Here is a 21,517-nt window from a genome sequence, read left to right on the forward strand (position 1 = left end):
CACGTAAACTGATTGGAACTCTACTGTAATGAAGCGGCTGATTAACTGGAGCTCGCGGATGACGAAGGTGATCGTCGCGGCAATCATCTTTTTGCTCCTCGGTTCTGTGCTGCCGCCGTTGTACAACAATCAGGCCCGGCCGCTGCCAGATGATCTAAACTTCACCATCGACACCGCCCCTACCCAGGGCACGGCTCTTAACGTCAGCCGCGCTGTGCAACACAAGAAGCCAGCGGATGCCCACGGCAACCCTGACTGCGATGCCAAGGATGCGCCGCTTTATTGCTATGTAGAGGATCGGAACGTTTCGCTCAAACGCACCACCCGCACCTCGCCTACTGCCGACGACGCCGTGGCTTCCGCCGATTCCCTCCTCCAGGTCACCTCGAATGGCCAGACTATCGCGGAGATCAAGGAAAACTCACTGCTCAACCGCGAATCCGCTTATCCGGTAGCAGGGCCCAATAGCTCACAGCAGGTTGATATCGCCCCGCTGAATATCTCTGCGGCAGGCCGCGATTTTTCGCGCGATGGCATCAGCTACTTCTTCCCGGCTAAGGCGGAACAGCGCAGCTACCCGTATTTCGATCCGATGACGCAGACCACAGCGCCCATCGACTTCACCGGTACCGAAAAGCGCGAGACAATTCCGACCTACATCTTCCACCAGGAAATTGAGCCGGTTGCCTTGGCCTATTCGCTGGGTGTCTTGCAGCAGCAAACCCCCGATGAGAAAGCCACACGCACGAGCCCAGAGAAGCTACAGCGCTCCGGCCCGGCGCAGGCGATGTTCGATGAGGAGTCGCTGCGCCGCTTCGGGCTGGACCCCACCGAGCACGTCAGCCTCGAGCCTTTCTACACGGTCACGCGTGACGTCTGGGTAGAACCAACCACCGGCACCATCGTCGATGCTCATGAGGACATAAAGATTTTCCTCGCCACTGACCAGGACCAGGCGAAGAAGATGGTCGCTGAGGACGACACTGCCGACCGCTCCCTCTTCCAGGCCAGCTTGAACTGGTCCGATGCCACCAAGAAGGAACGTTTGGACACGGTACGCACGACCATCAACAACGTGAAGATTCTCAGCATCGTCGGCTGGTTAGGCAAGGTCATCGGCGTTATCTTGCTGGCCTATGCCGCCTTTATGTACATGCGCCGCCACCGTGCCGGCGCCTAAACCCGCGCGCCGCAGATCCGCGCGCCGCAGGTCCGCGCGCTGGGGCCTAGGGCTGTGGGGCGCCCTGCTCGTGGTGGCAGTGTGCTGGCCGTTTTTCCTGCCCGGCGAGTTGGTCTGGCGCGATATGGTTCTACTCCACAACCCCGGTTTTACCGCCTCCAACTTTGGGCTGGGCTCGCTGCCCGCGCGTAATGCGCCCCAGGACGGCGCGCTAGCTTTGCTGGGAGGTGATTGGTTCGCACGCGTGCTCGTCACCGCTTCTGCAAGTGCTAGCGCATACGTTGCCGCGAAGTGGGCCCGCACTTCGCTTTCCGCCGCCGCCACGATGGCTTGTGCGGTGGCCAATCCTTTCATCGTCGAGCGCCTGCTCCTGGGGCACTGGTCCCTTGCAATTGCGGGATGGCTCGCGCCAGTTCTGGCATGGGCGTGCCTGCACAAGCGCGCGATTCCCGCGTGGCTGAGTCTGTGGGCAAGTTCCCTTACTCCCACCGGCGGCGTATTCGGCGTGGTAATCGCCCTTGTCACCGGCCGCTTCAAGCTCGCCGTGGGTGGCGTGGCGCTGTGCCTGCCGTGGCTGGTGCCGGCAATTACCAACAACGCGGTTCCCGGTCCGGCCGCCGCGCAGGTGGCTGCATTCGCGCCTCGCGCGGAAGCCGGCGTGGGCACCGTCGGCGCTCTCCTTGGTCTCGGCGGCATCTGGAGCGCCGACGCCGTTCCCGACTCCCGCCACCACGGCTTTGCGCTCGCAGGGCTCGTGGTTGCAGCTGTTGCGCTGCTCGGCGCCCGCCGCCTCGCCCCCGCTTGCCGACGCCCCCTGCTCCTCCTCGCCGCCTTAGGCCTCGGCAGCGCGCTTATTTCCTGGGCTTGCCCCGGCGCACTGGCGTGGCTGATTGAAACGGTCCCCGGCGCGGGCCTGCTTCGCGACGCCTCCAAGCTAACGCTACTTGCCCTACCCCTCTACGTCGCCGGTATCGGCGCCCTGCCTAACCTCCCCGCAGCCTTGGCGCTCCTCGCCTGCCTGCTTCAGGCTCCCGACACTCCACGCGAGCTAGCTGTCCTCACGCCACGCCCCAGCGGCATTGATCACCAGCTCGTCGAAGAGCTAGACGGCCGGCTAGCACTCTTCCCGCAACGCCCCTCCCTCGTCACTTTGTCCGACGGCACCACCGCAGTCGACCCGTATTCGAAGGCCGTGAACAAACTGGAATCCGGCGAACTGCGCGTCGACGGCGTTGTAGTCGACCAAGCCCAGCCCGCCTACCGCGCAGCGCTGCAAGCTTGGCAGGACCAGGACTTAGATAAGCTCGCCCAACTCGGCGTGGGCGCGGTGGTTGTTGACGGCCGCATCGTCGCCGAGCCGCCCGCCCCCGCGCCCAAGGTTCCGTGGGCTCTTACCGCCGCCTGGGTGGCCAGCCCGCTGGCCTGCTTAGTGCTCTGGCTGCTGGTCCGTCCAGGCCTTCTAGCTACCCGCCGTCGCACGAGCGGTCTGCGTTAGCAACTTCTCAAAAGCGCGCCCCGTCTTCTCCCAGGAGTAATGTGCTGCCAGCTCACGGGCATTCTCGCCCAACTGACGGCGTAAACTCGCATCCGCAACAAGCTCGCGGACTGCCCGCACAAACTCTTCCTCGGTATCGACCAGCACGCCAGTCTGGCCCGGGATGACGCTATCGCGCAGCCCGAAGGAATAGCCCACCGTCGGCACACCGTGCTGCGCGGCCTCCATCACTACCAGCCCCCAGCCTTCTTTGCGCGAGGGCATGAGGTGGACGTCGGCAAGCGCAAGCAAAGCGTGCTTATAGTCCTCGGTAACCTGCCCGCGGAAGCGAACCCGCGAGGCCACTCCAATGCGCTCGGCGTACTCACGCAGCTGCGCTTCCCACCAGCCGGAACCGATGACGTCGAGGACCGCGCCAGGCATCTTTGCCACCGTGTCCATCGCATGTTCAATCTGCTTGTGCGGAACCAACCGCGAGAGCGTCACCAGATGGATGGCCGTCTCGCGTTGCAGGGTCGGCACATGTTCTGGCAGTAGGTCGACACCATTTTCGATGATGTGCGCGCCTTTAATTCCCAGCTCTTCCAAATCCTGCTTGGAAGCCTGCGAGACCGTCACATAAGGGCTGCTCCGATAAACCCTTGGCGCAACCTTCGACTCCAAGAACCACCCCAAACGTGCCAAGAGAGGGCCCGCAACCGGCCATTGTTCGCGATGGCAATGATGGGTGAGCAAAACAGTTGGCGCCTTCGAGACCAGTTTGGCGAAGAAAGGAATGCCGTTCTGGGTATCGACAATGACATCGATGTTCTTGGCGTCGCCAAGCCCCAAGCGCCCGGCCAAAATGGCTAGCCACGCGCGCGGATACACGCTGAACTTGGCACCGCCGCGAGAATATAAAACGCCTTCGCGATGCTCACGCTTTGCAGCATTCATGTGCCGCGCGGTGCGGAAGACCACCTCGTGGCCTTGCGCCGCCAGGTACTCCCCGACGCGCTCCAGATAGCGTTCCGAGCCACCGCCTTGAGGGTGGGTGGAATCACGCCAGCACAGTAAAAGAATCTTCATGTCGAACTACTAGCCTAGTGGGTTATGAAACAAACCCGTGCCTTGGCCACGCTCGCGCGTTCGTGGCGCCTGCTCCGTTCTTTCCGCTTTGAGCAGACTGCGCCGGATATTTTTTACGGCGGTCTGGCCGAAGACACCGCACTGCTTATCGACGCCCTCTGCCACGACGCCGGCACCCAACTCACCGGCGCGCGCGTTCTCGACGTCGGCGGCGGCCCGGGCTATTTCGCAGAGGCCTTCGCCCGCCGCGGGGCACAGTATTTCGGCGTGGAACCGGACGCCGGGGAAATGTCCGCGGCGGGAATTGCCCTGGCGAGCGCCGTGCGCGGTGATGGCACGCAGCTACCCTTCGCTGCAGATACCTTCGACATCACATACTCCTCCAACGTGGCCGAACATATCCCGCATCCATGGGATATGGGAGAAGAAATGCTGCGCGTGTCCAAGCCCGGCGGATTGGTTGTGCTCAGCTACACCGTGTGGCTGGGCCCCTTCGGCGGGCACGAGACCGGCCTCTGGGAGCACTATGTCGGCGGCGCCTTCGCCCGCGATCGCTATACCCGCCGCCACGGCCACCCGCCGAAGAACGTCTTCGGCACTTCGCTGTTCGCGGTCTCTGCCCGCGAGGGCCTTAAGTGGGCGGAAGCTATCACCAGCAGTGGCGCCGCACTTGGCGGCGCCACTGTGGATGGTCCGACGCTAGTAGCGACGTTCCCGCGCTACCACCCCAGCTGGGCGTGGTGGGTAACGCGGGTGCCCGTCCTGCGCGAGTTCCTTACCTCAAACCTTGTCCTCGTGCTACGCCGTTGAGCCCGATTCCCCGCAAAATGTATCCAATTCAAACGTTCGGGAACATTGTTTCCGAACACGGTCGTCGTGGGTAACAATAGCTACAGCTGCATTAGCTTTATCCAAGGATGCAGTTGGCTGATCCGCGAAAATTGGGTTGCGCCCGTTAGCGTGGTGTACGAGTTTGTTTCACCGCCATTCTTTTTATCGCGGCTCAATCGACTTCTGTCCTTTTAGGCCTTTTGTTTGACCTACCATTTGCCCGAAATAACACAAAGGGTCTGGCTCCGATGCATGATCGGAGCCAGACCCTAGATGCCCAAACAGCCTGAATTCAGTTACTCAAGCTGTCCAGAACTCGGCCTCTTCAGCAATCAGCTAACTGCTTTAGACTTAGCCAACCGTGGAAAGTAAGAAGATTAGGCGTTTTCCACGCGGGACTTCAAAGCATTGAACTCGTCCCACACCTCGGAAGGAACGCGGGAGCCCAGGAAGTGCAGCCACTCGGTATTGTCTTCCATGTCTCCAGCCCATTCGGAAGCGTTGACGGCCAGCGCCTCGCGAACATCTTCGATATCGAAGTCCAGGCCCTCGATGTCGATGTCCTCAGCGCGAGCGGTGTGGCCGACGACGGTCTCGACAGCCTCAGCCTTGCCCTCGATGCGATCGACAATCCATTTCAGAACGCGGGAGTTCTCACCGAAGCCCGGCCACAGGAAGCGGCCATCTTCGCCACGGCGGAACCAGTTGACCAGGAAGATGGACGGCATACGCTCGCCGCCCTTTTCACCCATGTCAATCCAGTGCTGCAGGTAGTCGCCAGCGTTGTAGCCGATAAACGGCAGCATAGCCATTGGGTCGTGGCGCAGTGCGCCGACCTTACCCTCCGCAGCTGCAGTCTGGCCAGAAGCCAGCAGGGAGCCGATCATGGTGCCGTGGTTCCAGCTGAATGCCTGAGTAACCAGCGGGACAGTATCCGCGCGGCGGCCGCCGAACAGGATGGCATCAATCTTGACGCCCTTCCAGTCATCGAACTCCGGTGCAGCGGTTGGGCACTGGGTAATCGGAACGCAGTAGCGAGAGTTCGGGTGTGCCGCATTGGTGGTGGACTCAGGGGTCCAGTCATTGCCAAGCCAGTCGATGAGGTGGGCTGGAGCCTCGCCCATGTCCTCCCACCAGACATCGCCGTCGTCGGTCAGCGCGACGTTGGTGAAGATGGTGTTGCCCGGCTCCATGGTCTTCATAGCAATCGGGTTGGAATCGTAGTTGGTGCCCGGCGCCACACCGAAGAAGCCGTTCTCCGGGTTAACGGCGTACAGGCCGTCCTCGCGCAGGTGCATCCACGCGATGTCATCACCGACAACCTCTGCGGACCAGCCCGGGATGGTCGGGGTAATCATCGCGAGGTTGGTCTTGCCACAAGCAGACGGGAAAGCCGCCGCAACGTGGTAGTTCTTGCCCTCTGGGTTGGTCAGCTTCAGGATGAGCATGTGCTCAGCCATCCAGCCCTCTTCTTTGCCCATAACAGAAGCGATGCGCAGCGCGTAGCACTTCTTGGCCAAGATGGCGTTTCCGCCGTAACCGGAACCATAGGACCAGATTTCCTTGGTCTCTGGGAACTGGGTGATGTACTTGGTCTCGTTGCACGGCCAAGCCACATCCTCCTGGCCCTCCTCCAAAGGAGCGCCGACAGAGTGCAGAGCGTGCACGAAGTCGCCGTCCGCACCGATCTTCTCCAGTGCCTGTGCTCCCATGCGGGTCATGATGCGCATGGACAAAACGACGTACTCGGAGTCAGTCAGCTGCACACCCAGCTTTGGCTCTGGGTCGCTGATTGGCCCCATGCAGAAAGGAACGACGTACATGGTGCGGCCCTTCATGGAGCCGCGGAATGCCTCTGCCATCTCCTCCTTCATCGCCGCTGGCGGTGCCCAGTTGTTCGTAGGGCCCGCATCTTCCTCAGACTCAGTGCAGATGAAAGTGCGGGACTCTACACGCGCGACGTCGGAAGGGTTAGAGCGAGCCAAGTAGGAGTTCGGGCGCTTTTCCTCGTTCAGCTTGATGAGCGTGCCCTTTTCGACGAGCTCGCCTGCCAGACGATCTGCTTCTTCCTGGGAGCCGTCTACGAAGACCACGCGCTCCGGTTGGAAGAGTTCAACACTTTCGCTAATCCAAGAAATGAGCTTTTCGTTGCTCGTTGGCAACTCGCCGACGAGGCCTTTAATGGTGGCGGTCATCTAAGAATCTCCTAGTGGTCCGGTTCGTGAGGATTTTTACCGCCGAGGAACATCTACCGGGTTCTTGGCCGGAGCACACGTCCCCCACGGGTCTTTCACCACAAGATTAACCCCACGTCGCCGCGAATTAGGGTCAAAATTAGGCATTCAAAGCCAATATGGTTATAACCATGCCGTTCACCACAACTTAACCAAGCGTATGCCGTTGTGACATACAGCATACAGCCCCTCACTCCACCCCAATACGGGGCTGAAATGTTCAGAAGTGGGCGCAGCTTTGTCTGGAATAATCCACCCCCTCGAGACTCAACCCGGTTATATCCACCGCGTAAAGTTCCCTCCACCACCCAGCGAAAAGCGGCGCGGCACTTTGTTAGAGGCATAAGCACAGGGAACAATAAAGAGCAATGAATACTGCAGATAATCCTCAAAACTCCCCAGCCGGCGAAATGCCTCACGGCCGCCCGCTGCAGACCGACTTCAACGCTGAATTCGGCAACGACCTCGATTACCCACGCCTCGGCAACGTCACCTTCCGTCGCGGCACACTCACGGACAACCAGAATGCCCTCTTCGAAGAGCACTGGCCACGCCTAGGAGCAATGCTTGCCGACGAACGCCTCGACATCGATTCCTGGTTCGGCCGCACCGGCGCCAAGACCATCGTCGAAATCGGGTCCGGCACCGGCACTTCCACCGCCGCTATGGCCCCGCTCGAGCAGGACACCAACATCATCGCCGTCGAGCTCTACAAGCCGGGCCTTGCTAAGCTCCTAGGCTCTGTCGTCCGCAACGACATCGACAACATCCGCATGATCCGCGGCGACGGCATCGAGGTCATGGTCCGCATGTTCGCGCCTGAATCCTTGGACGGCATCCGCGTCTTCTTCCCCGACCCGTGGCCAAAAGCTCGCCACCACAAGCGCCGCATCATCCAATCCGGCACCCTCACCCTCTTTTCCTCCCGCCTGAAGAAGGGCGGTGTTCTGCACGTCGCTACCGACCACGCGGGGTACGCAGAGTGGATCAACGAGCTTGTCGACGTCGAGCCCGCCCTCCGCTACAAAGGCTGGCCATGGCCCGAGTGCCCGCAGCTGACTGACCGCCAGCTCATCACCAAGTTCGAGGGCAAGGGCCTCGACAAAGACCACGTCATCACCGAGTACCTGTGGGAGAAAATCTAATGCAAGGTTCCTACCTACTCATCTGGGACGCCCCCAACATGGACATGGGGCTAGGCGCCATCCTCGGTGGCCGCCCAACTGCAGCGCACCGCCCACGTTTTGATGCCATCGGCCGCTGGCTCGTCGATATCGCTCTGCAGAACGACGCCCAGCCAGAAGCTGCCGTCTTCACCAACGTCACCCCCGGCGGCGCTGACGTCATCCGCCCGTGGGTCGAGGCGATCCGTAACGTCGGCTTCGCAGTCTTTGCCAAGCCGAAGCTGCACGAGGACGACGATGTCGATCCAGACATGGTGGATTACATCCAGGCCAACCGCGACAAACTCGAAGGCGTCATCGTCGCCTCCGCCGACGGCCAGAATTTCCAGTCCCTCCTCGAAGAAATCGCAGCCGAGGGCAAGCCCGTCTGCGTTCTCGGCTTCCACGAGCATGCCTCTTGGGCCGTGACACACGATGACATCGAATTCGTCGACCTCGAGGACATCGAAGGCGTCTTCCGCGAGCCACTGCCGCGCATCAACCTCGACAACCTGCCAGAAGGCGGCGCCTGGTTGCAACCATTCCGCCCGCTCACCGCCCTACTCAAGCAGCGTTAGGAGGACCATGTTCTACGCTTGGGGCCGCTTTTCCTATGCGCATCGCAAAGTCGTCCCGCTCGTCATTGTTGGCATCATCCTGCTGCTTTTCATCGGCTTCGGTACTCGCTTAGGCGAGCGCATGAGCCAGGAAGGCTGGGAGGACCCCGGCGCGGCGTCGACAAGCGCAGCCCGCATCGAACAGGAAACCTTCGGGCGCGATAACTCCGGCGACGTCATCCTGCTGTTTTCTGATCCCGATCAGAACTTTGCCGCAGCAAAGGACCACCTCGCAACGCTAAAAGAACAGCACCCGCAGGAAATCGATGGAATCACCAGCTACTTTGATACCAAGAACCCAAACTTGGTCGATCGGGACCACAGCACTGCCTTTGCCGCTATCAGCCTCAAAGGCGACGGCGAGCAGACGCTGAAGGACTTCCGCGCGATTGAAAGCGACCTCACCGCCACCGACATCCCAGTCAAAGTCGCTGGCGCTACTGCCGTCGCTGACAGCCTCGATGAGGGCATGGCGCACGACATCTCCCGCGCTGAAAAAGCAGCCCTTCCTTTGGTTGGTCTCCTACTGCTGATTGTCTTCGGCTCGGTTGTCGCTGCCTGCATGCCGCTTGTTGTAGGTGGCCTTTCTATCTTGGGCTCGCTGGGTATTTTGTCTGTGCTCGCTGGCTTCCAGCAGGTCAACGTCTTTGCCCAGGCCGTCGTAACGCTGCTCGGTTTGGGCCTTGCTATCGACTACGGCTTGTTCATGGTCTCTCGCTTCCGCGAGGAGCTGGATAAAGGCCGCTCGACCCCCGATGCCGTTGCCACCACTACCGCCACAGCCGGCCAAACCGTGGTCTTTTCCGCGGGCATGGTGACCGTGGCGTTGTCTGGTCTTTTCCTATTCCCGCAGGCCTTCCTGAAGTCCGTGGCTTATGGCTCGATTTCTGCAGTAGGCCTAGCAGCGCTGTTGTCTGTGACCGTCTTGCCGGCGCTTTTCGGCCTGCTGGGCAAGCGCATCGACAAGTTCTCCGTGCGCAAGACTTCTCGAAAAGCCCGCCGTTTAGAAGACACAGTGTGGTACAAGCTTCCTCGTTGGGCCATGCGCCATGCCAAGCTCATGACCGTGGCCATCTGCGGCCTGCTCATTGCCCTTACCTTGCCGGTTCTTGGCGTTAAGTTCGGTGGCATCAACGAGACCTACCTGCCGCCTCAACATGAAACCCGCATGGCTCAGGACGAGTTCAACGAGCAGTTCCCGTCCTTCCGCACTGAGCCGGTAAAGCTAGTGGTAACTAACGCCACCAATCAGCAGCTTGTCGACGTCGTCATGCAAGTACGCCAGCTCGAAGGCCTCACCAAGCCGATGGGCCCTGTTACTCCAACGAAGGACGGCACCACCGTCCTTGCTGCGGGTATCAAGGATCGTGATGACTACGCCCGTATCGTCCACGAACTCGAGCAGGTGGAAGCACCGGAGGGCGTTGAGCTCTATGTGGGAGGCACTCCGGCCATGGAGGTTGAGTCTTTGGATGCCCTCTTCCACAAGCTGCCGTGGATGGCACTCTACGTCGTCCTGGCAACATTCGTGCTGATGTCTCTAGTTTTCGGCTCTTTCATCTTGCCGATTAAGGCCATTTTGATGACGCTGCTCTCCCTCGGCGCAACGCTCGGCATTTTGACCCTGATGTTCGTCGACGGCTTGGGAGCGAGCGCTTTGAGCTTTACTGCCGGCCCGCTGATGAGTCCAATTCTGGTGCTTATCATTGCCATCGTCTTCGGTCTTTCCACCGATTACGAGGTCTTTCTAGTCTCCCGCATGGTGGAGGCAAGGCGTCGTACGGACGGTGCCGATACAGATGAAGCCATCGCCATCGGCACTGCGCACACCGGTGGCATTATTACGGCTGCGGCTCTCATCATGATTGTAGTGGCAGGCGCTTTCGGCTTTTCCGACATCGTGATGATGAAATACATCGCTTTCGGCATGATTTTTGCACTGCTTATCGACGCCACCATCGTCCGCATGCTGCTCGTCCCGCCGTCATGCACTTGCTGCGGGAAGACAACTGGTGGGCGCCCCGCTTCATCCATCGCGCTTACGACAAGTTGGGTCACGGCCGCGAACCCGCCCCAGCTTCCAGCCAGCCAGCTTCGGTCTCTGCACCGTCTGCTGCCCAACCAACCGCTGCCGCGATGCCATCTAAAGACGAGGACGAAGGCCCCGAGCGCAGTGGCCGTTCCCTCGCGGAAGACTCTTCCCTCATCCCATTCAGCGAGCTCATGCAGCGCCTCCAAGCCGATAAGCGCACGGGAGAGCGATGAAGAAGAACTGGTTAACCTGGATTGTTTCGCTGCTCATCCTGATCGCACTCGGATGGTTCTTTCGTGGCCACCTGAGTTTTATCGCCGAGGGCCTAACACGCCTTCGGCATGCGGAGCCGCTACCAGTCGTGCTGGTTGTACTCTTCGCATTCGGGTCTATTGCCGGCATGGCAGAGGTCATGCGTCTGCTCATCAAGGCCGGCAAGATTGAGGTCCCGCTGCGGGAAACTTATGCAATTACGCTGGCCTCCAATTCCTGGTCCACCACCCTTCCCGCAGGACCGGCCTTCGCTGCGATCCTGACATTCCAGGTACAGCGCGGGTGGGGCGCATCGGTGGCATTGTGCAGCTATTTCCTGTTCCTGTCATCGATCATTTCCTCGATGTTCCTGGCTCTCATCGGCGTCGCCGGTGTGTTTTTCTTGAACGCGGATATGGCATTGGGGTCGTTGCTGACCACCATCGTCCTGATGCTGGCGGCAATGGGCGCTATCTTCTGGATTACATCCCACCCGGCAACCATTCAGCGCTGGCTAAACCACCAGCGAGTTCTCAAGGGTGCGAAGCTAGCGCGCGTCCGCAAGGAAGTAAACAACCTTGACGAGGTGCACTTGAGCCGCGGCCCGTTTGCGGTCATTTGTATCTCCTCGCTCTTGCACCGCCTGTGCGACATGCTCGCTTTGTGGGCCAGCGTGTGGGCCATTACTGGAGAAATTCCTTGGCTACGCGCTGCTGAAGACCACACAACGATGGCCGGCATCGCCCTCGCTTTCCTCGCCGCAAAGCTGGCGGGCTCGGCGCAGGTTACGCCGGGCGGTCTTGGAACGGTGGAGGCCGCCCTCATTGCGCCGCTGGTGGCTACGGGCCTGACTGCCGCACATGCCACCTCCGCAGCGATTATCTACCGCCTTATTTCCTTTGCTCTGGTCACTATCATTGGCTGGGTCATCTACTTTGTGCATTACGCCAGCAAGGGGCTGACCTACCAAGCGCTGAATCGAAAGGACACTTAAACACTCATGCGCACAGCACCGATTATCGACATCATCGCCCTCGCCATCTTCGCAGTTCTCGCCCGCATTGCGCATGGAGGGCTCTCCTTCAGTAGCTGGGTTGATGCATTCTGGCCGTGGACCGTCGGCGCTCTTCTCGGATGGGTTATCATCCTCGCTGCAAAAATCGGTGGTCGTTGGAAGGAAGGCCTCGTAGTTTGGCTTTCTGCTGTAATTGGCGGAATGGCTCTATGGATGCTGGTGAACGGCCGCCTTCCGCACTACAGCTTCCTTATCGTTGCAACCACGATGTCGGCACTGTTCTTCTTCGGCTGGCGCGGTATCGCCGCACTCGCTTCCCGCCGCCACTAGTTCCAGTTGCGGGGCCACCCCACGCCGTTTATGGTTTGGGCATGAAGTTGGGGGACTTACTCGGGGTACTTGCGCGCGGTATGCACGTGGTCTCGTTATGTGCGGGCCACAACCGCAGCGAGTTGGTGGCGATGGGCGCCACCGAGTCTTTTGCGCAGTCCTTGTTGTCCTTGCATGAAATCTATTTTGGAAAGACTGCTTTCAGCGCCATGCAGCGCGCAGCGCGAAATACTTCGCACTCTTTGGAATCGCTGCGAGAGATTGAAAAGTACGTCGGCCGCGTTAGGGATAAGCGCAAAGCTTGGCGCCTACGAGAAGAACTGTGTGCCACCAGGGAGCGCGATATTGCCAAGGTGGCTGTCGCCCGCCTGAAAGAGCTAAGGAAGCCACCGCAGGTTGCCCGCGGGGTAAAGGTGCTACGGCGCGATAATGGCCCGCACAGTCTCGTCATTACTGACTCCCCGCGCGCTATTGCTGATTTATTCGGCACCATCAAAGCCACTGCTAAAGACCCCACTGCCGCCGCAACTGCGGCTGAAGAAGCTGCAGCCGGCCTCGACTTGCTCGGAGCAGTCCGCCAAGTATTTAGCGGCGCTGGCTCCAGCTCGCCACAGCTGCATGCGCACGTGATTGTGCGCTTGGAACAGCTAGATAAAATCGCCCGCGGTGACGGCGACGATATCCAGCTTCTGGCCACAGATGGCGGAACGCTAAGCGGCGCAGAGTTCATCCAGAAGCGTTTCGCAGACATCGGCTTCGTTACCCTCGTTCATCCAGAAATTGGCCCGGTTAACTTGTACCGCACGCGGCGTTTTGCGTCGGCAAAACAGCGCACCATGTTGGCGGCTGAGCATCCCACCTGCGCATGGCTGGGCTGCCGGCGCCCAGCCAACGAATGCCAATTCCATCACCTGGATAGATGGGAAGACGGCGGAATGACAAACATCGACAATTTGGTTCCGTTATGCCACTACCACAACGCCATCAACGATGATTCACCCGATAAACCCACCGGCCGCGGAAGAATGGCCCGCTTGAGAGGTCGAATATGTTGGTTGCCTCCCGGCGGTGGCAGACCAGTCGTAGTTCCCAGCCCTGCAATATAAACCCCGCTATACAAAAAGAGTCTTCCCACAAGTTGCCCTGTGGGAAGACTGCTTTCGGCTGCCAGAAAGGCTTCTGGCAAAAGTTCTTAGCTGGACATTGCTGCGCCATAGTTGAAAATCATAACGACGTAGTTGATGATTTCACCGACAATATCGAGTGCGCTAGACAGCAACATTTACTTTCTCCTTCATTTCTGAGGTCGTTTCATCCACCTTTATCGTCCGCTCCCCTTTAGGGCGTTACATCGGCGCGATGGTGTGCTTCTTAGGCAAGTCACTTTCGGTCTTCGTGGCCAGCTGGCGCAATGCCTGACGCAATGCCAAACGCGACTGGCTCGGCTCCACCATTGCATCGAGATATCCACGCTCCGCCGCCACGTATGGAGCAGTCATGGTTTCGTCGTAGAAGTCCATAAACATCTTCTTCGTCATTGCACGCTGCTCCGGGGTCTCTGCAGCTTCGAGCTGCTTGCCTGCAATCATCACGACTGCGGCCGCAGAGCCCATCACAGCGATCTGCGCAGTCGGCCAGGCCAGGTTAATATCACCGGTCAGGTTCTTTGAACCCATAACCGCATAAGCGCCGCCATAAGCCTTTCGCACAATCAGCGATACCTTAGGCACCGTTGCCTCCACCACCGCGAATGCGAACTTAGCGCCGCGGTGGATGAGCCCCGCCTTTTCCTGCTCAACGCCCGGCAGGTAGCCCGGAGTATCAACGACGAAGACGAGCGGAATGTTATAAGCATCGCAAATACGGATAAAGCGCGCGCCCTTATCCGCAGCATCGGCATCGATACAACCGGCCAGATGCATCGGGTTATTGGCAACAAAACCGACAGCCTTGCCATCAATTCGGCCAAAGGCGGTAATCATGTTCGGCGCGTAGTTTTCTTGTAGCTCGATGATTTCTTCGTCATCACCTAGCTGCGCCAAAAGCTCCAACATGTCATAGCCCGCGTTCGTGTCGTCAGGCATGAACTCATTGAGCTCTGGATCTTCGAGCTCCGAATCCTCGGGAGCTGCAAACTCCGGCGCCTCATCGAAACAAGTCAGCGGCAGATGGTCCAGCAAGTCTCGTACCAAATCGAAAGCATCGTCTTCCGAGGCAACCACAGCGCTAACGTTTCCGTTTAGCTCCTGCTGGCGCGCAGAACCAAGGTCATGGGAAGTAATCTCCTCACCCGTGACCTCCTTGATGACGTTAGGGCCGGTCACATACATCTCGGCCTCACCATCGACTGCGATAACGAAGTCAGTAGTAACCGGGGCGTACACAGCACCGCCAGCAGACTTACCCATCATGATGGAAATCTGCGGGCTACGACCACTAAGTGGCAGCTGGCGACGCGCAATTTCCGAATACATCGCCAGCGAAGTCACCGCATCCTGAATACGCGCGCCGCCGGAGTCCTGAATACCGATTACTGGGCAGCCGATCTTGATGGCCATGTCCATAATCTCGGTAACCTTCTTACCGAAGATAACGCCAACCGAGCCGCCATAAACCGTCTTATCGTGCGCATAGATGCACACTGGGCGGCCATTCACGCGGCCATAACCGGTGACAACGCCGTCCGAGTAAATCGCGTCCGGGTCACCCGGGGTCTTTGCCAAGGCACCCGTTTCAACGAAAGAACCTTCGTCGAGCAGCGCATTAATACGCTGACGCGGGGTTGAGCGGCCGGCGTCATCGCGGCGCTTGCGGGAGCGCTCGCTGCCTGGGTCCTGCGCGCGCTCCAAGCGCTGGCGCAGGTCTTCCAGCTTATGAGCAGTAGTAGTCACTACCGAATCTTCTCCTCGATCCAATCATTCATGTGCTTGCCCACGATACCGATAGCCGGCTCATCAGGAACTGCTAGGTGATCGCCCTGCAGCTGCACGATTTCCAGATCCTCAACGATAGCGCCCCAGCCACCATCCGGGTCAATCTCGGCATACCGCGGTTCGAGTTCAATGGCACCTTCATGCATGCGCTCCGAGCGGAACAAAATCACCGGGACGTCAACATCAGCCCAACGCTGCATATCCAACTTGCCCAGAATCTGATTGTCCACGAAGGACGCGCGCTGATGCTCCAAGACACCAGCAGCCAAGCCGTGCTCAGATGCATCGGTGTTAGACAGGAACTCTGCGAGCATGGTCATCAAGGCATCCTCGCCCATGGTCTCGAGCATCTCGTATGGCGGCTCGAAGTCTAGGCCATAAGTTTTCTTTGCGAAGGCAGCGTAACGACCCCACCGCGCCTTAGTCTCCTCGAGAGTATCCGGAGCAGGATCTGAAGGCTGAGTGGTATCGAGCAACGCGATGAAAGCAACCTCTGCGCTTTCCTCACCGCGCTTTGTGCGGTCCGCTAGCTGGTAGGCAACCTCATAGGCTAAAGCACCACCGAAGGACCAGCCGCCGAGAACTACCTTGCGGCCGCGGGCGTACTTGATGATGTCATCGATATAGGCAGTAGCGCGCTCCTCCAAGGAGCCTTCGATCCTTTCGACGCCGTAGACTGCGACATCACTTGGCAGACGACGCGCCAGTGGTTGGTAGACAACCGTCGTTCCGCCGGCAGGGTGGAACATAAAGACAGCGGGTCCCTCGGCTTCGCGGAGAACGCGGATGTTGCCTTCGACTTCGGTCTCCAGCCCCTCGCGAACAAGGTCCGCCAAAGGTTCGAGGGTCTCGGCATCGAGGACTTGCTGAGTTGTGACTTCAATGCCAGCACGCTCGCTCAGGCGCTGCGCGATATCCGCCGCTACAGATTCATCAATCTGCGGAAGCTGAGAGGTCACGCCCGCTGCTGCCTTGCCGGTAAAAGTTGCCCAGGTGCCAAAGACCATGCGCTCAGAGGCATCACGAGGGGCAACACCCACGCCTTCAGCGCTGTTTTCTGCATCGTGCTTGTCGACGCCGTCCTTTTCAGCGTCGGCTTCTACAGCGCCAACCTCCGCAGCGCTGGTCTCGGCAGCACCAGCAACAGACTTACCGGCGACGGCATCCTCGACCATGGTGATGACATCGGCGAGAGAGGCGTCGCGAAGCGCTTGCACCTGCATCGGTGGAATCTGGAAGTCATTTTCCACGCGATTCTTAATACGCATGCCCATCAACGAGTCCAGGCCTAGGTCGATCAGCGGCAACTCACGCGGCAGGTCAGAAACGTCGTAGCCCATTGACTCAGAGACGATCAGCGAAAGCCGCTCCTCCACCGTCTCCTTCGATGGGTCCCAACGCACAGCTTCTACGTCGCTGACGTCAGTAAAGGATGCCGGTGCACTCGGTGCGGCAGGTTCGGCAATCGCAGCCACACCCGGAATGCCGGTTTCAGCCAAGTTCAATGCGGAAGCGAAACCCTCTGCAACCAGCTGCGTAGCCGGACCGTTCACAAAGTAAACCGCAATCGACAGGCCGCCCAATGACTTCGACACCACAGTGGTTACCTCACCCTGCGGTGGCAAGTCACCGTGCTCCTCCGAAGCCACAATCTGTGCCCCCGGAGTAACCGCCTCAGCAGCAGCCTCCAAAATTGCCAGAGCAGAAGGAGCTTGGTCTGCATTCGTCGAGAACGCAACCTTGCCCTCCGGCAGGTTAACTCGCGCACCTGGCAAACCAGAGATGCCAGAGGAAGGACGGGCATTCGTCCAGAAGCGTTGGCGCTTGAACTGGGTATGCGGGGCGTCGACAAGCGCGCCCGAACCAAAGACCGCGGTGTAGTCCACCGGCGCACCAGCCACATACAGCTTCGCCAGAAGGTCTAACAAAGACTCCGTCGGATCAACTTTCCGCTTCAAGCTAAACAGCAACTGTGCGTCAGACTTACCAACTGCAAAGGCAGTCGACATTAGCCCCATCAACGCAATTGGGTTCGGTGATATTTCCACAATCTGCGTATGTCCAGAGGCAAAAGCAGCTTCCGTAGCATCCTGCAGCATGACCGGCTGGCGAGTCATACGAATCCAGTAATCCTCATCGTGGACAAGGGCACCTGGGCGGTAGATTTCACCGCGATCAACAGAGCTGTACAGCGTCGTGTGCAGCGGCCGTGGTTCGATACCAGCGATATCTGCATACAACTCGCCCAGAATTGGGTCCACAGCCGAGGTATGTCCTGCACCTTTCACGTTAAGAGCGCGTGCGAACTTTCCTTCTGCATCCAGCTTTTCCACCAAAGCGAGGACCTCAGGGCGCGGACCGCCAACAGTTGTCATACCAGGGCCGGTGTAGACGGCAGGTTCAATGTTGCCGTCCAGAGCTTCGATTTCAGCAGCAGTAAGCTCGACAACAGCCATTGCGCCTTGTTCTTCCTCACCGAGCGAGTTTTCACCTTCGCCCATCAAGCGGGAACGGTGAGCGGCGATAAGCATGGCGTCTTCTGCAGTGATACCGCCGGAAGCGTAGGCAGCGGCGATTTCGCCCATGGACATACCGATAACACCCGCCGGACGAACGCCGAAGGATGCAAGAAGGTCCGTCAAAGCAATCTGGATTGCGGTAATCGCTACCTGGGCGGTTTCAGTGTTATAGGTTTGGGCGTCGTCGGCAACGATGTCAAGGATGGACCACCCGGACTCGAATTCGACGATTCGGTCGAGTTCTTCCAAGCGTTCCTTAAACGCTGGAGAAATCTCGAGCACATCCTTAACCATCTTGCGGTGCTGGGAACCGAAGCCGGAGTAGATAAAGACAGGGCCTGGTACAGACGGGGAATCTGCAGAGGCGATTCCCATGGAGACCTTGCCGTCGGCTACCTGACGCAAACGCTTGACGACGTCTTCTTCACTGACGCCCGTCACCACTGCACGGGAGCGTGCATGGTTTCGGCGCGCAAGCGTGCGCGCGAGAGAAAGCAGGTCAGGATGTTCTTGCTCGATGTAGTCAGCGATCTGGCCTGCAGCAGCCGCGCGACGGGATGGCAGAAGACCGGAAATCGGCAGGGAGACTGGAGCGCCCTCGTCGATGTTGACCTGCGCTGCGGTCTCGGCAGTCAGGCCGCGGTAGTCGGTGAGGACGACGTGCGCGTTGGTTCCACCGAAGCCGAAGCCTGAGACACCGGCGACCTTCTGGCCCGAGTATTCCGGCCACTCGCGGGGATCCTCAACGACTTCGAGGTGCTCGTTGTCGAAATCGATGTAGCGGTTTGGGGCGGAGAAATTGATGCTTGGCGGGATGACACCGTGGCGCATCGACTCGATGACCTTAATGAGGCCAACTACGCCAGCAGCGGATTCAGAGTGACCGATGTTCGACTTCGCAGAACCGAGAAGCATCGGCGCTGCCGTTTCGCGCCCGGAACCGAGAACACGGCCAAGGGCGGTGGCCTCGATTGGGTCTCCGAGGATGGTGCCGGTGCCGTGGGCTTCGACGTAGTCGACTAGCTGCGGGTCAATACCAGCGTCGGCGTAGGCGCGCTCAAGGACGTCAACCTGCGCGTCTGGGTTCGGGGCGGTTAGTCCGTTGGAGTGGCCGTCGGAGTTAACGGCAGTGCCCTTGATGACGGCGAGGATGTTATCACCATCGCGCTCGGCATCGGCGAGACGCTTGAGCACCAAAACGCCGGCGGCATCAGAGCGGACGATACCGTCGGCGTCGTCGGAGAAAGCGTGGATAGCGCTGGTCGGGGAGATAACTCCAAGTTCGCTAAAACCAGTCGAGGCATGCGGAGCTGCGAGGATATTAACGCCGCCGGCCAAAGCTACGTCAGAGGCACCTGTGCGCAGGTCATTGACGGCTTGGCTAACAGCGACCAGCGAGGAGGAGCATGCAGTGTCCACGTTGATGGAAGGGCCACGCAGGTCCAGTGCGTAGGAGATGCGGTTGGCCACCACTGCAGAAGAGGTGCCGGTCATGGCATAAGGGTGCATCTCTGCAGGGTCAGCGACGATGAGCATGCCGTAGTCATTGTTAGTCGAGCCCATGTACACGCCCGTTGCAGTGCCGCGCAGCTGGTTGGCTGGAAGCCCTGCGTCCTCGAGCGCTTCCCAAGCTAGTTCGAGAAGAATGCGCTGCTGAGGATCCATGTTCGCGGCTTCGAGGGGAGAAAGCCCAAAGAACTCCGCATCGAAGCTAGCAATGTCTTCGAGGTAACCGCCATCGGTGTTCTGGTTAGCGATCTTTTCCGAGACCGTCGGCTCTGCGGCGTACTCCGACCAGCGGCCCATAGGTAGCGGGCCGGTTCCGGCACGGCCTTCGACCAACATGTCCCAGAACTCTTTGACGTTCTGCGCGCCGGGGAAACGGCCAGCTTCACCGATAATCGCGATATCGCCGCCAATGATGCCGGCATTGCGCGAGGAGGCGGTACCGCTGCTGGAATCGGCCGCGGAGTTGCTCGAGGATGCTACACCGTTGACCAGACGGTCAGCGAGCTGTGCAATAGTCGGGTATTCATAAGCGACAGTCGGTTCTAACTTCATCCCGAGTAGGTTCTCCAGTTCACCGGAGAGAACCACTGCATCGCGGGAGGACAACCCGAAGTTTTCTAGAGGCTTGCTATCAGTAATTTCCTCAGCGGATAGGCCGGTGGTTTGCGCGACCCAATTGCGTAGCCAGCCTCGTAGTTCTTCAACAGTCATCTAAATTAGCTTTCTATAAATGGGGAGTTTCCGCACAATTCTGCACAGCACTGGTTGCCGCATGCATGCAATCTTTATCGCTTTATTGTCTCATTTTGTTAACTTCTGTCACGATAACAACTCACCTCTGCTATATGGCAGTGCAATACAGCAGAGGTGAGAAAGCGATTAGAGCGCGGCGTTAGCTCGCGAGGAAGTGCTTCTTTGCTACACGGCGTGCAATCTTCCCAGAAGAAGTGCGATTGATTTCATGCGCACTAAACCAGCGAATGACCTCCGGCGTAATACCGTGTGCCTTCGAGACGGCGGTACGAATAACCTCGGTCGCTGCTTCATCGCCTGCAGAATCTGCATCATCAGCACGTTCGATCAGCAGCACTAGCTGCTCGGTATTTCCACCTTCCACGGAGAAAGCAGCGATGGAATCTGGTCGCACATGCGCCGAGGCTTCCTGGACGGTTGCCTCGATATCTTGTGGGTAGTGGTTTCGTCCCGCAACCACGATCAAGTCCTTCAAACGGCCCGTGATGTAGAGGTGACCATCCACGATGGTGGCAAGGTCGCCCGTGGCCATCCACTTGTCATCTTCCGGCGCCCCAACAACGCGGGAACCCTCCGGCAGGCGCGTGGCCAAAGTATTCCGGAAAGTAGAAGCTGTCTCGTCCTCGCGGCCTAGGTAACCGGCTGCCATGTTGTCGCCGTGCAGCCACAGCTCGCCGATCTGGGCGTCGGCAAGCTCAGCCTTGGTTTCTGGGTCCACGATCGTCAGATACTGAGCAGGCATGCCCTGACCATTTGATGCAAAAGCCACCGTCTGATCGGACTTAGCCTCCACAACGGCCTTGCCTGCCGTCAACTGCTCACGGTTGAAGTGCGTGATGAGCGGGCGCTCGCCTTCCTGCGGAGTAGCCACCATCAACGCTGCCTCTGCCAAACCATAGGAAGGACGCATAGCCTCGCGCTTGAGACCGTACTTGCTAAAGACCTCCCAGAAATTGTCCACTGCAGTCTCTGTTACAGGTTCGGAGCCGATGACAATGCCATCGACATGCGACAGATCAATATCCTCACCCGCAACCGGTGCGCCATAACGAGCAGCCAGCTCGAGCGCAAAGTTCGGAACCACGGCATAAATTCCCGCAAAGTTCTCATCACCCGGCTGACGGCTAATCTGGCGCACCCAACGCTTCGGCTGCTGCACGAAGTCACGCGGTGACATCATCTCAAAGTTCAAGCCCAAAATGGTGGCGAAAGAAGCCAAAATAATGCCCATATCGTGGTGCAACGGCAGCCAGGAAACGATGCGCGGCGGCGTCTTGATGTGTACCGCAGCAAAAATCTGCAGCACATTCGTCAAAATCGAGCGGTTAGTCAGCAACACGCCCGCTGGAGTGCGGGTAGAGCCGGAGGTGTACTGGAGGAAAGCGGGAGCGTCGACGGGCGCTGCTGCTCCCTCACCGGCGCCTTGTTCAACTGGATTCTTCCACGAAGCCGCGAGCGAATCCGGCAGAGAATCGATGGAAATCACGCGTGGGCGCTGCGCCGACGGCAAGTCTGCGAAGTAGCGGCGAACTGCGGCTGCAGAAACATTGTTGGTCAGAACAATCGAAGGATTCGAATCTCCAAAG

General features: G+C 59.1%; 13 protein-coding genes and 1 pseudogene. 9 read left to right on the forward strand and 5 right to left on the reverse strand.

The window, feature by feature from the left end; genetic code table 11:
* Positions 1-28: 28 nt before the first annotated feature.
* Positions 29-1,180 carry a PorA family protein gene (locus tag HMPREF2724_RS10595; protein WP_070588541.1) on the forward strand — a complete coding sequence of 384 codons (1,152 nt, stop codon included), beginning with the start codon at positions 29-31 and terminating at the stop codon, positions 1,178-1,180.
* Positions 1,167-2,675: an MmpA family trehalose lipid delivery protein gene (locus HMPREF2724_RS10600; RefSeq protein WP_246818251.1), complete on the forward strand. Its 1,509-nt coding sequence runs from the start codon at positions 1,167-1,169 to the stop codon at positions 2,673-2,675. The genes HMPREF2724_RS10595 and HMPREF2724_RS10600 overlap by 14 nt, the downstream gene beginning before the upstream one ends.
* On the opposite strand, the gene HMPREF2724_RS10605 is transcribed toward HMPREF2724_RS10600, so the two are convergent.
* Positions 2,640-3,743 (reverse strand): glycosyltransferase family 4 protein, encoded by a 1,104-nt coding sequence (locus HMPREF2724_RS10605; RefSeq protein WP_070588542.1) that lies wholly within the window; start codon positions 3,741-3,743, stop codon positions 2,640-2,642. The two genes, HMPREF2724_RS10600 and HMPREF2724_RS10605, sit on opposite strands and share 36 nt — an antisense overlap.
* A gap of 24 nt (positions 3,744-3,767) precedes the next feature.
* Between HMPREF2724_RS10605 and HMPREF2724_RS10610 the strand changes: the two genes are divergently transcribed.
* Positions 3,768-4,553, forward strand: coding sequence for a class I SAM-dependent methyltransferase (locus tag HMPREF2724_RS10610; protein ID WP_070433127.1), 786 nt, complete (start codon positions 3,768-3,770; stop codon positions 4,551-4,553).
* A gap of 398 nt (positions 4,554-4,951) precedes the next feature.
* On the opposite strand, the gene HMPREF2724_RS10615 is transcribed toward HMPREF2724_RS10610, so the two are convergent.
* Positions 4,952-6,769: a phosphoenolpyruvate carboxykinase (GTP) gene (locus HMPREF2724_RS10615; protein WP_070455351.1), complete on the reverse strand. Its 1,818-nt coding sequence runs from the start codon at positions 6,767-6,769 to the stop codon at positions 4,952-4,954.
* 407 nt (positions 6,770-7,176) lie between these two features.
* Here HMPREF2724_RS10615 and trmB point away from each other — a divergent pair, with 407 nt between their 5' ends.
* The 6 genes and pseudogenes from trmB to HMPREF2724_RS10645 all read left to right on the forward strand — a co-directional run bounded on the left by trmB (position 7,177) and on the right by HMPREF2724_RS10645 (position 13,323).
* Positions 7,177-7,953, forward strand: coding sequence for a tRNA (guanosine(46)-N7)-methyltransferase TrmB (gene trmB / locus HMPREF2724_RS10620; protein ID WP_070588543.1), 777 nt, complete (start codon positions 7,177-7,179; stop codon positions 7,951-7,953).
* Positions 7,953-8,549 (forward strand): NYN domain-containing protein, encoded by a 597-nt coding sequence (locus tag HMPREF2724_RS10625; RefSeq protein ID WP_062043147.1) that lies wholly within the window; start codon positions 7,953-7,955, stop codon positions 8,547-8,549. Before trmB ends, HMPREF2724_RS10625 begins: the two co-directional genes overlap by 1 nt.
* Positions 8,550-8,556: 7 nt before the next feature.
* Positions 8,557-10,853, forward strand: a pseudogene (locus HMPREF2724_RS10630) (MMPL family transporter).
* Entirely contained in the window at positions 10,850-11,866 is a 1,017-nt protein-coding gene (locus HMPREF2724_RS10635; protein ID WP_062043141.1) for a lysylphosphatidylglycerol synthase transmembrane domain-containing protein, read from the forward strand. Before HMPREF2724_RS10630 ends, HMPREF2724_RS10635 begins: the two are co-directional and overlap by 4 nt.
* A 6-nt stretch (positions 11,867-11,872) precedes the next feature.
* Positions 11,873-12,217 (forward strand): DUF3054 domain-containing protein, encoded by a 345-nt coding sequence (locus HMPREF2724_RS10640; RefSeq protein ID WP_061925014.1) that lies wholly within the window; start codon positions 11,873-11,875, stop codon positions 12,215-12,217.
* A 41-nt stretch (positions 12,218-12,258) separates the two neighbouring features.
* A complete protein-coding gene (locus HMPREF2724_RS10645) occupies positions 12,259-13,323 on the forward strand; it encodes an HNH endonuclease signature motif containing protein (RefSeq protein ID WP_061925021.1) in 1,065 nt (354 codons plus the stop codon).
* Positions 13,324-13,563: 240 nt separating this feature from the next.
* Here the strand turns inward: HMPREF2724_RS10645 and HMPREF2724_RS10650 are convergent, their stop codons facing one another.
* The 3 genes from HMPREF2724_RS10650 to HMPREF2724_RS10660 all read right to left on the reverse strand — a co-directional run.
* The gene (locus tag HMPREF2724_RS10650; RefSeq protein WP_062043135.1) at positions 13,564-15,108 is read right to left on the reverse strand and encodes an acyl-CoA carboxylase subunit beta; all 1,545 of its coding nucleotides are present in this window, start codon (positions 15,106-15,108) and stop codon (positions 13,564-13,566) included.
* Positions 15,108-19,889 (reverse strand): type I polyketide synthase, encoded by a 4,782-nt coding sequence (locus HMPREF2724_RS10655; RefSeq protein ID WP_070588544.1) that lies wholly within the window; start codon positions 19,887-19,889, stop codon positions 15,108-15,110. The genes HMPREF2724_RS10650 and HMPREF2724_RS10655 overlap by 1 nt, the downstream gene beginning before the upstream one ends.
* A 181-nt stretch (positions 19,890-20,070) precedes the next feature.
* The coding region (locus tag HMPREF2724_RS10660; RefSeq protein ID WP_070588545.1) for an AMP-binding protein at positions 20,071-21,517 on the reverse strand (1,447 nt) is incomplete at its 5' end.

This window comes from Corynebacterium sp. HMSC071F07, from assembly GCF_001810285.1.
Classification (GTDB): domain Bacteria; phylum Actinomycetota; class Actinomycetes; order Mycobacteriales; family Mycobacteriaceae; genus Corynebacterium; species Corynebacterium simulans.

Coding starts and splice junctions, on each gene's coding strand:
- HMPREF2724_RS10655 (WP_070588544.1), bottom strand. CDS start 19,889: ATGACTGTTGAAGAACTACGAGGCTGGCTACGCAATTGGGTCGCGCAA.
- trmB (WP_070588543.1), top strand. CDS start 7,177: ATGAATACTGCAGATAATCCTCAAAACTCCCCAGCCGGCGAAATGCCT.
- HMPREF2724_RS10610 (WP_070433127.1), top strand. CDS start 3,768: ATGAAACAAACCCGTGCCTTGGCCACGCTCGCGCGTTCGTGGCGCCTG.
- HMPREF2724_RS10605 (WP_070588542.1), bottom strand. CDS start 3,743: ATGAAGATTCTTTTACTGTGCTGGCGTGATTCCACCCACCCTCAAGGC.
- HMPREF2724_RS10615 (WP_070455351.1), bottom strand. CDS start 6,769: ATGACCGCCACCATTAAAGGCCTCGTCGGCGAGTTGCCAACGAGCAAC.
- HMPREF2724_RS10645 (WP_061925021.1), top strand. CDS start 12,259: ATGAAGTTGGGGGACTTACTCGGGGTACTTGCGCGCGGTATGCACGTG.
- HMPREF2724_RS10640 (WP_061925014.1), top strand. CDS start 11,873: ATGCGCACAGCACCGATTATCGACATCATCGCCCTCGCCATCTTCGCA.
- HMPREF2724_RS10625 (WP_062043147.1), top strand. CDS start 7,953: ATGCAAGGTTCCTACCTACTCATCTGGGACGCCCCCAACATGGACATG.
- HMPREF2724_RS10635 (WP_062043141.1), top strand. CDS start 10,850: ATGAAGAAGAACTGGTTAACCTGGATTGTTTCGCTGCTCATCCTGATC.
- HMPREF2724_RS10595 (WP_070588541.1), top strand. CDS start 29: ATGAAGCGGCTGATTAACTGGAGCTCGCGGATGACGAAGGTGATCGTC.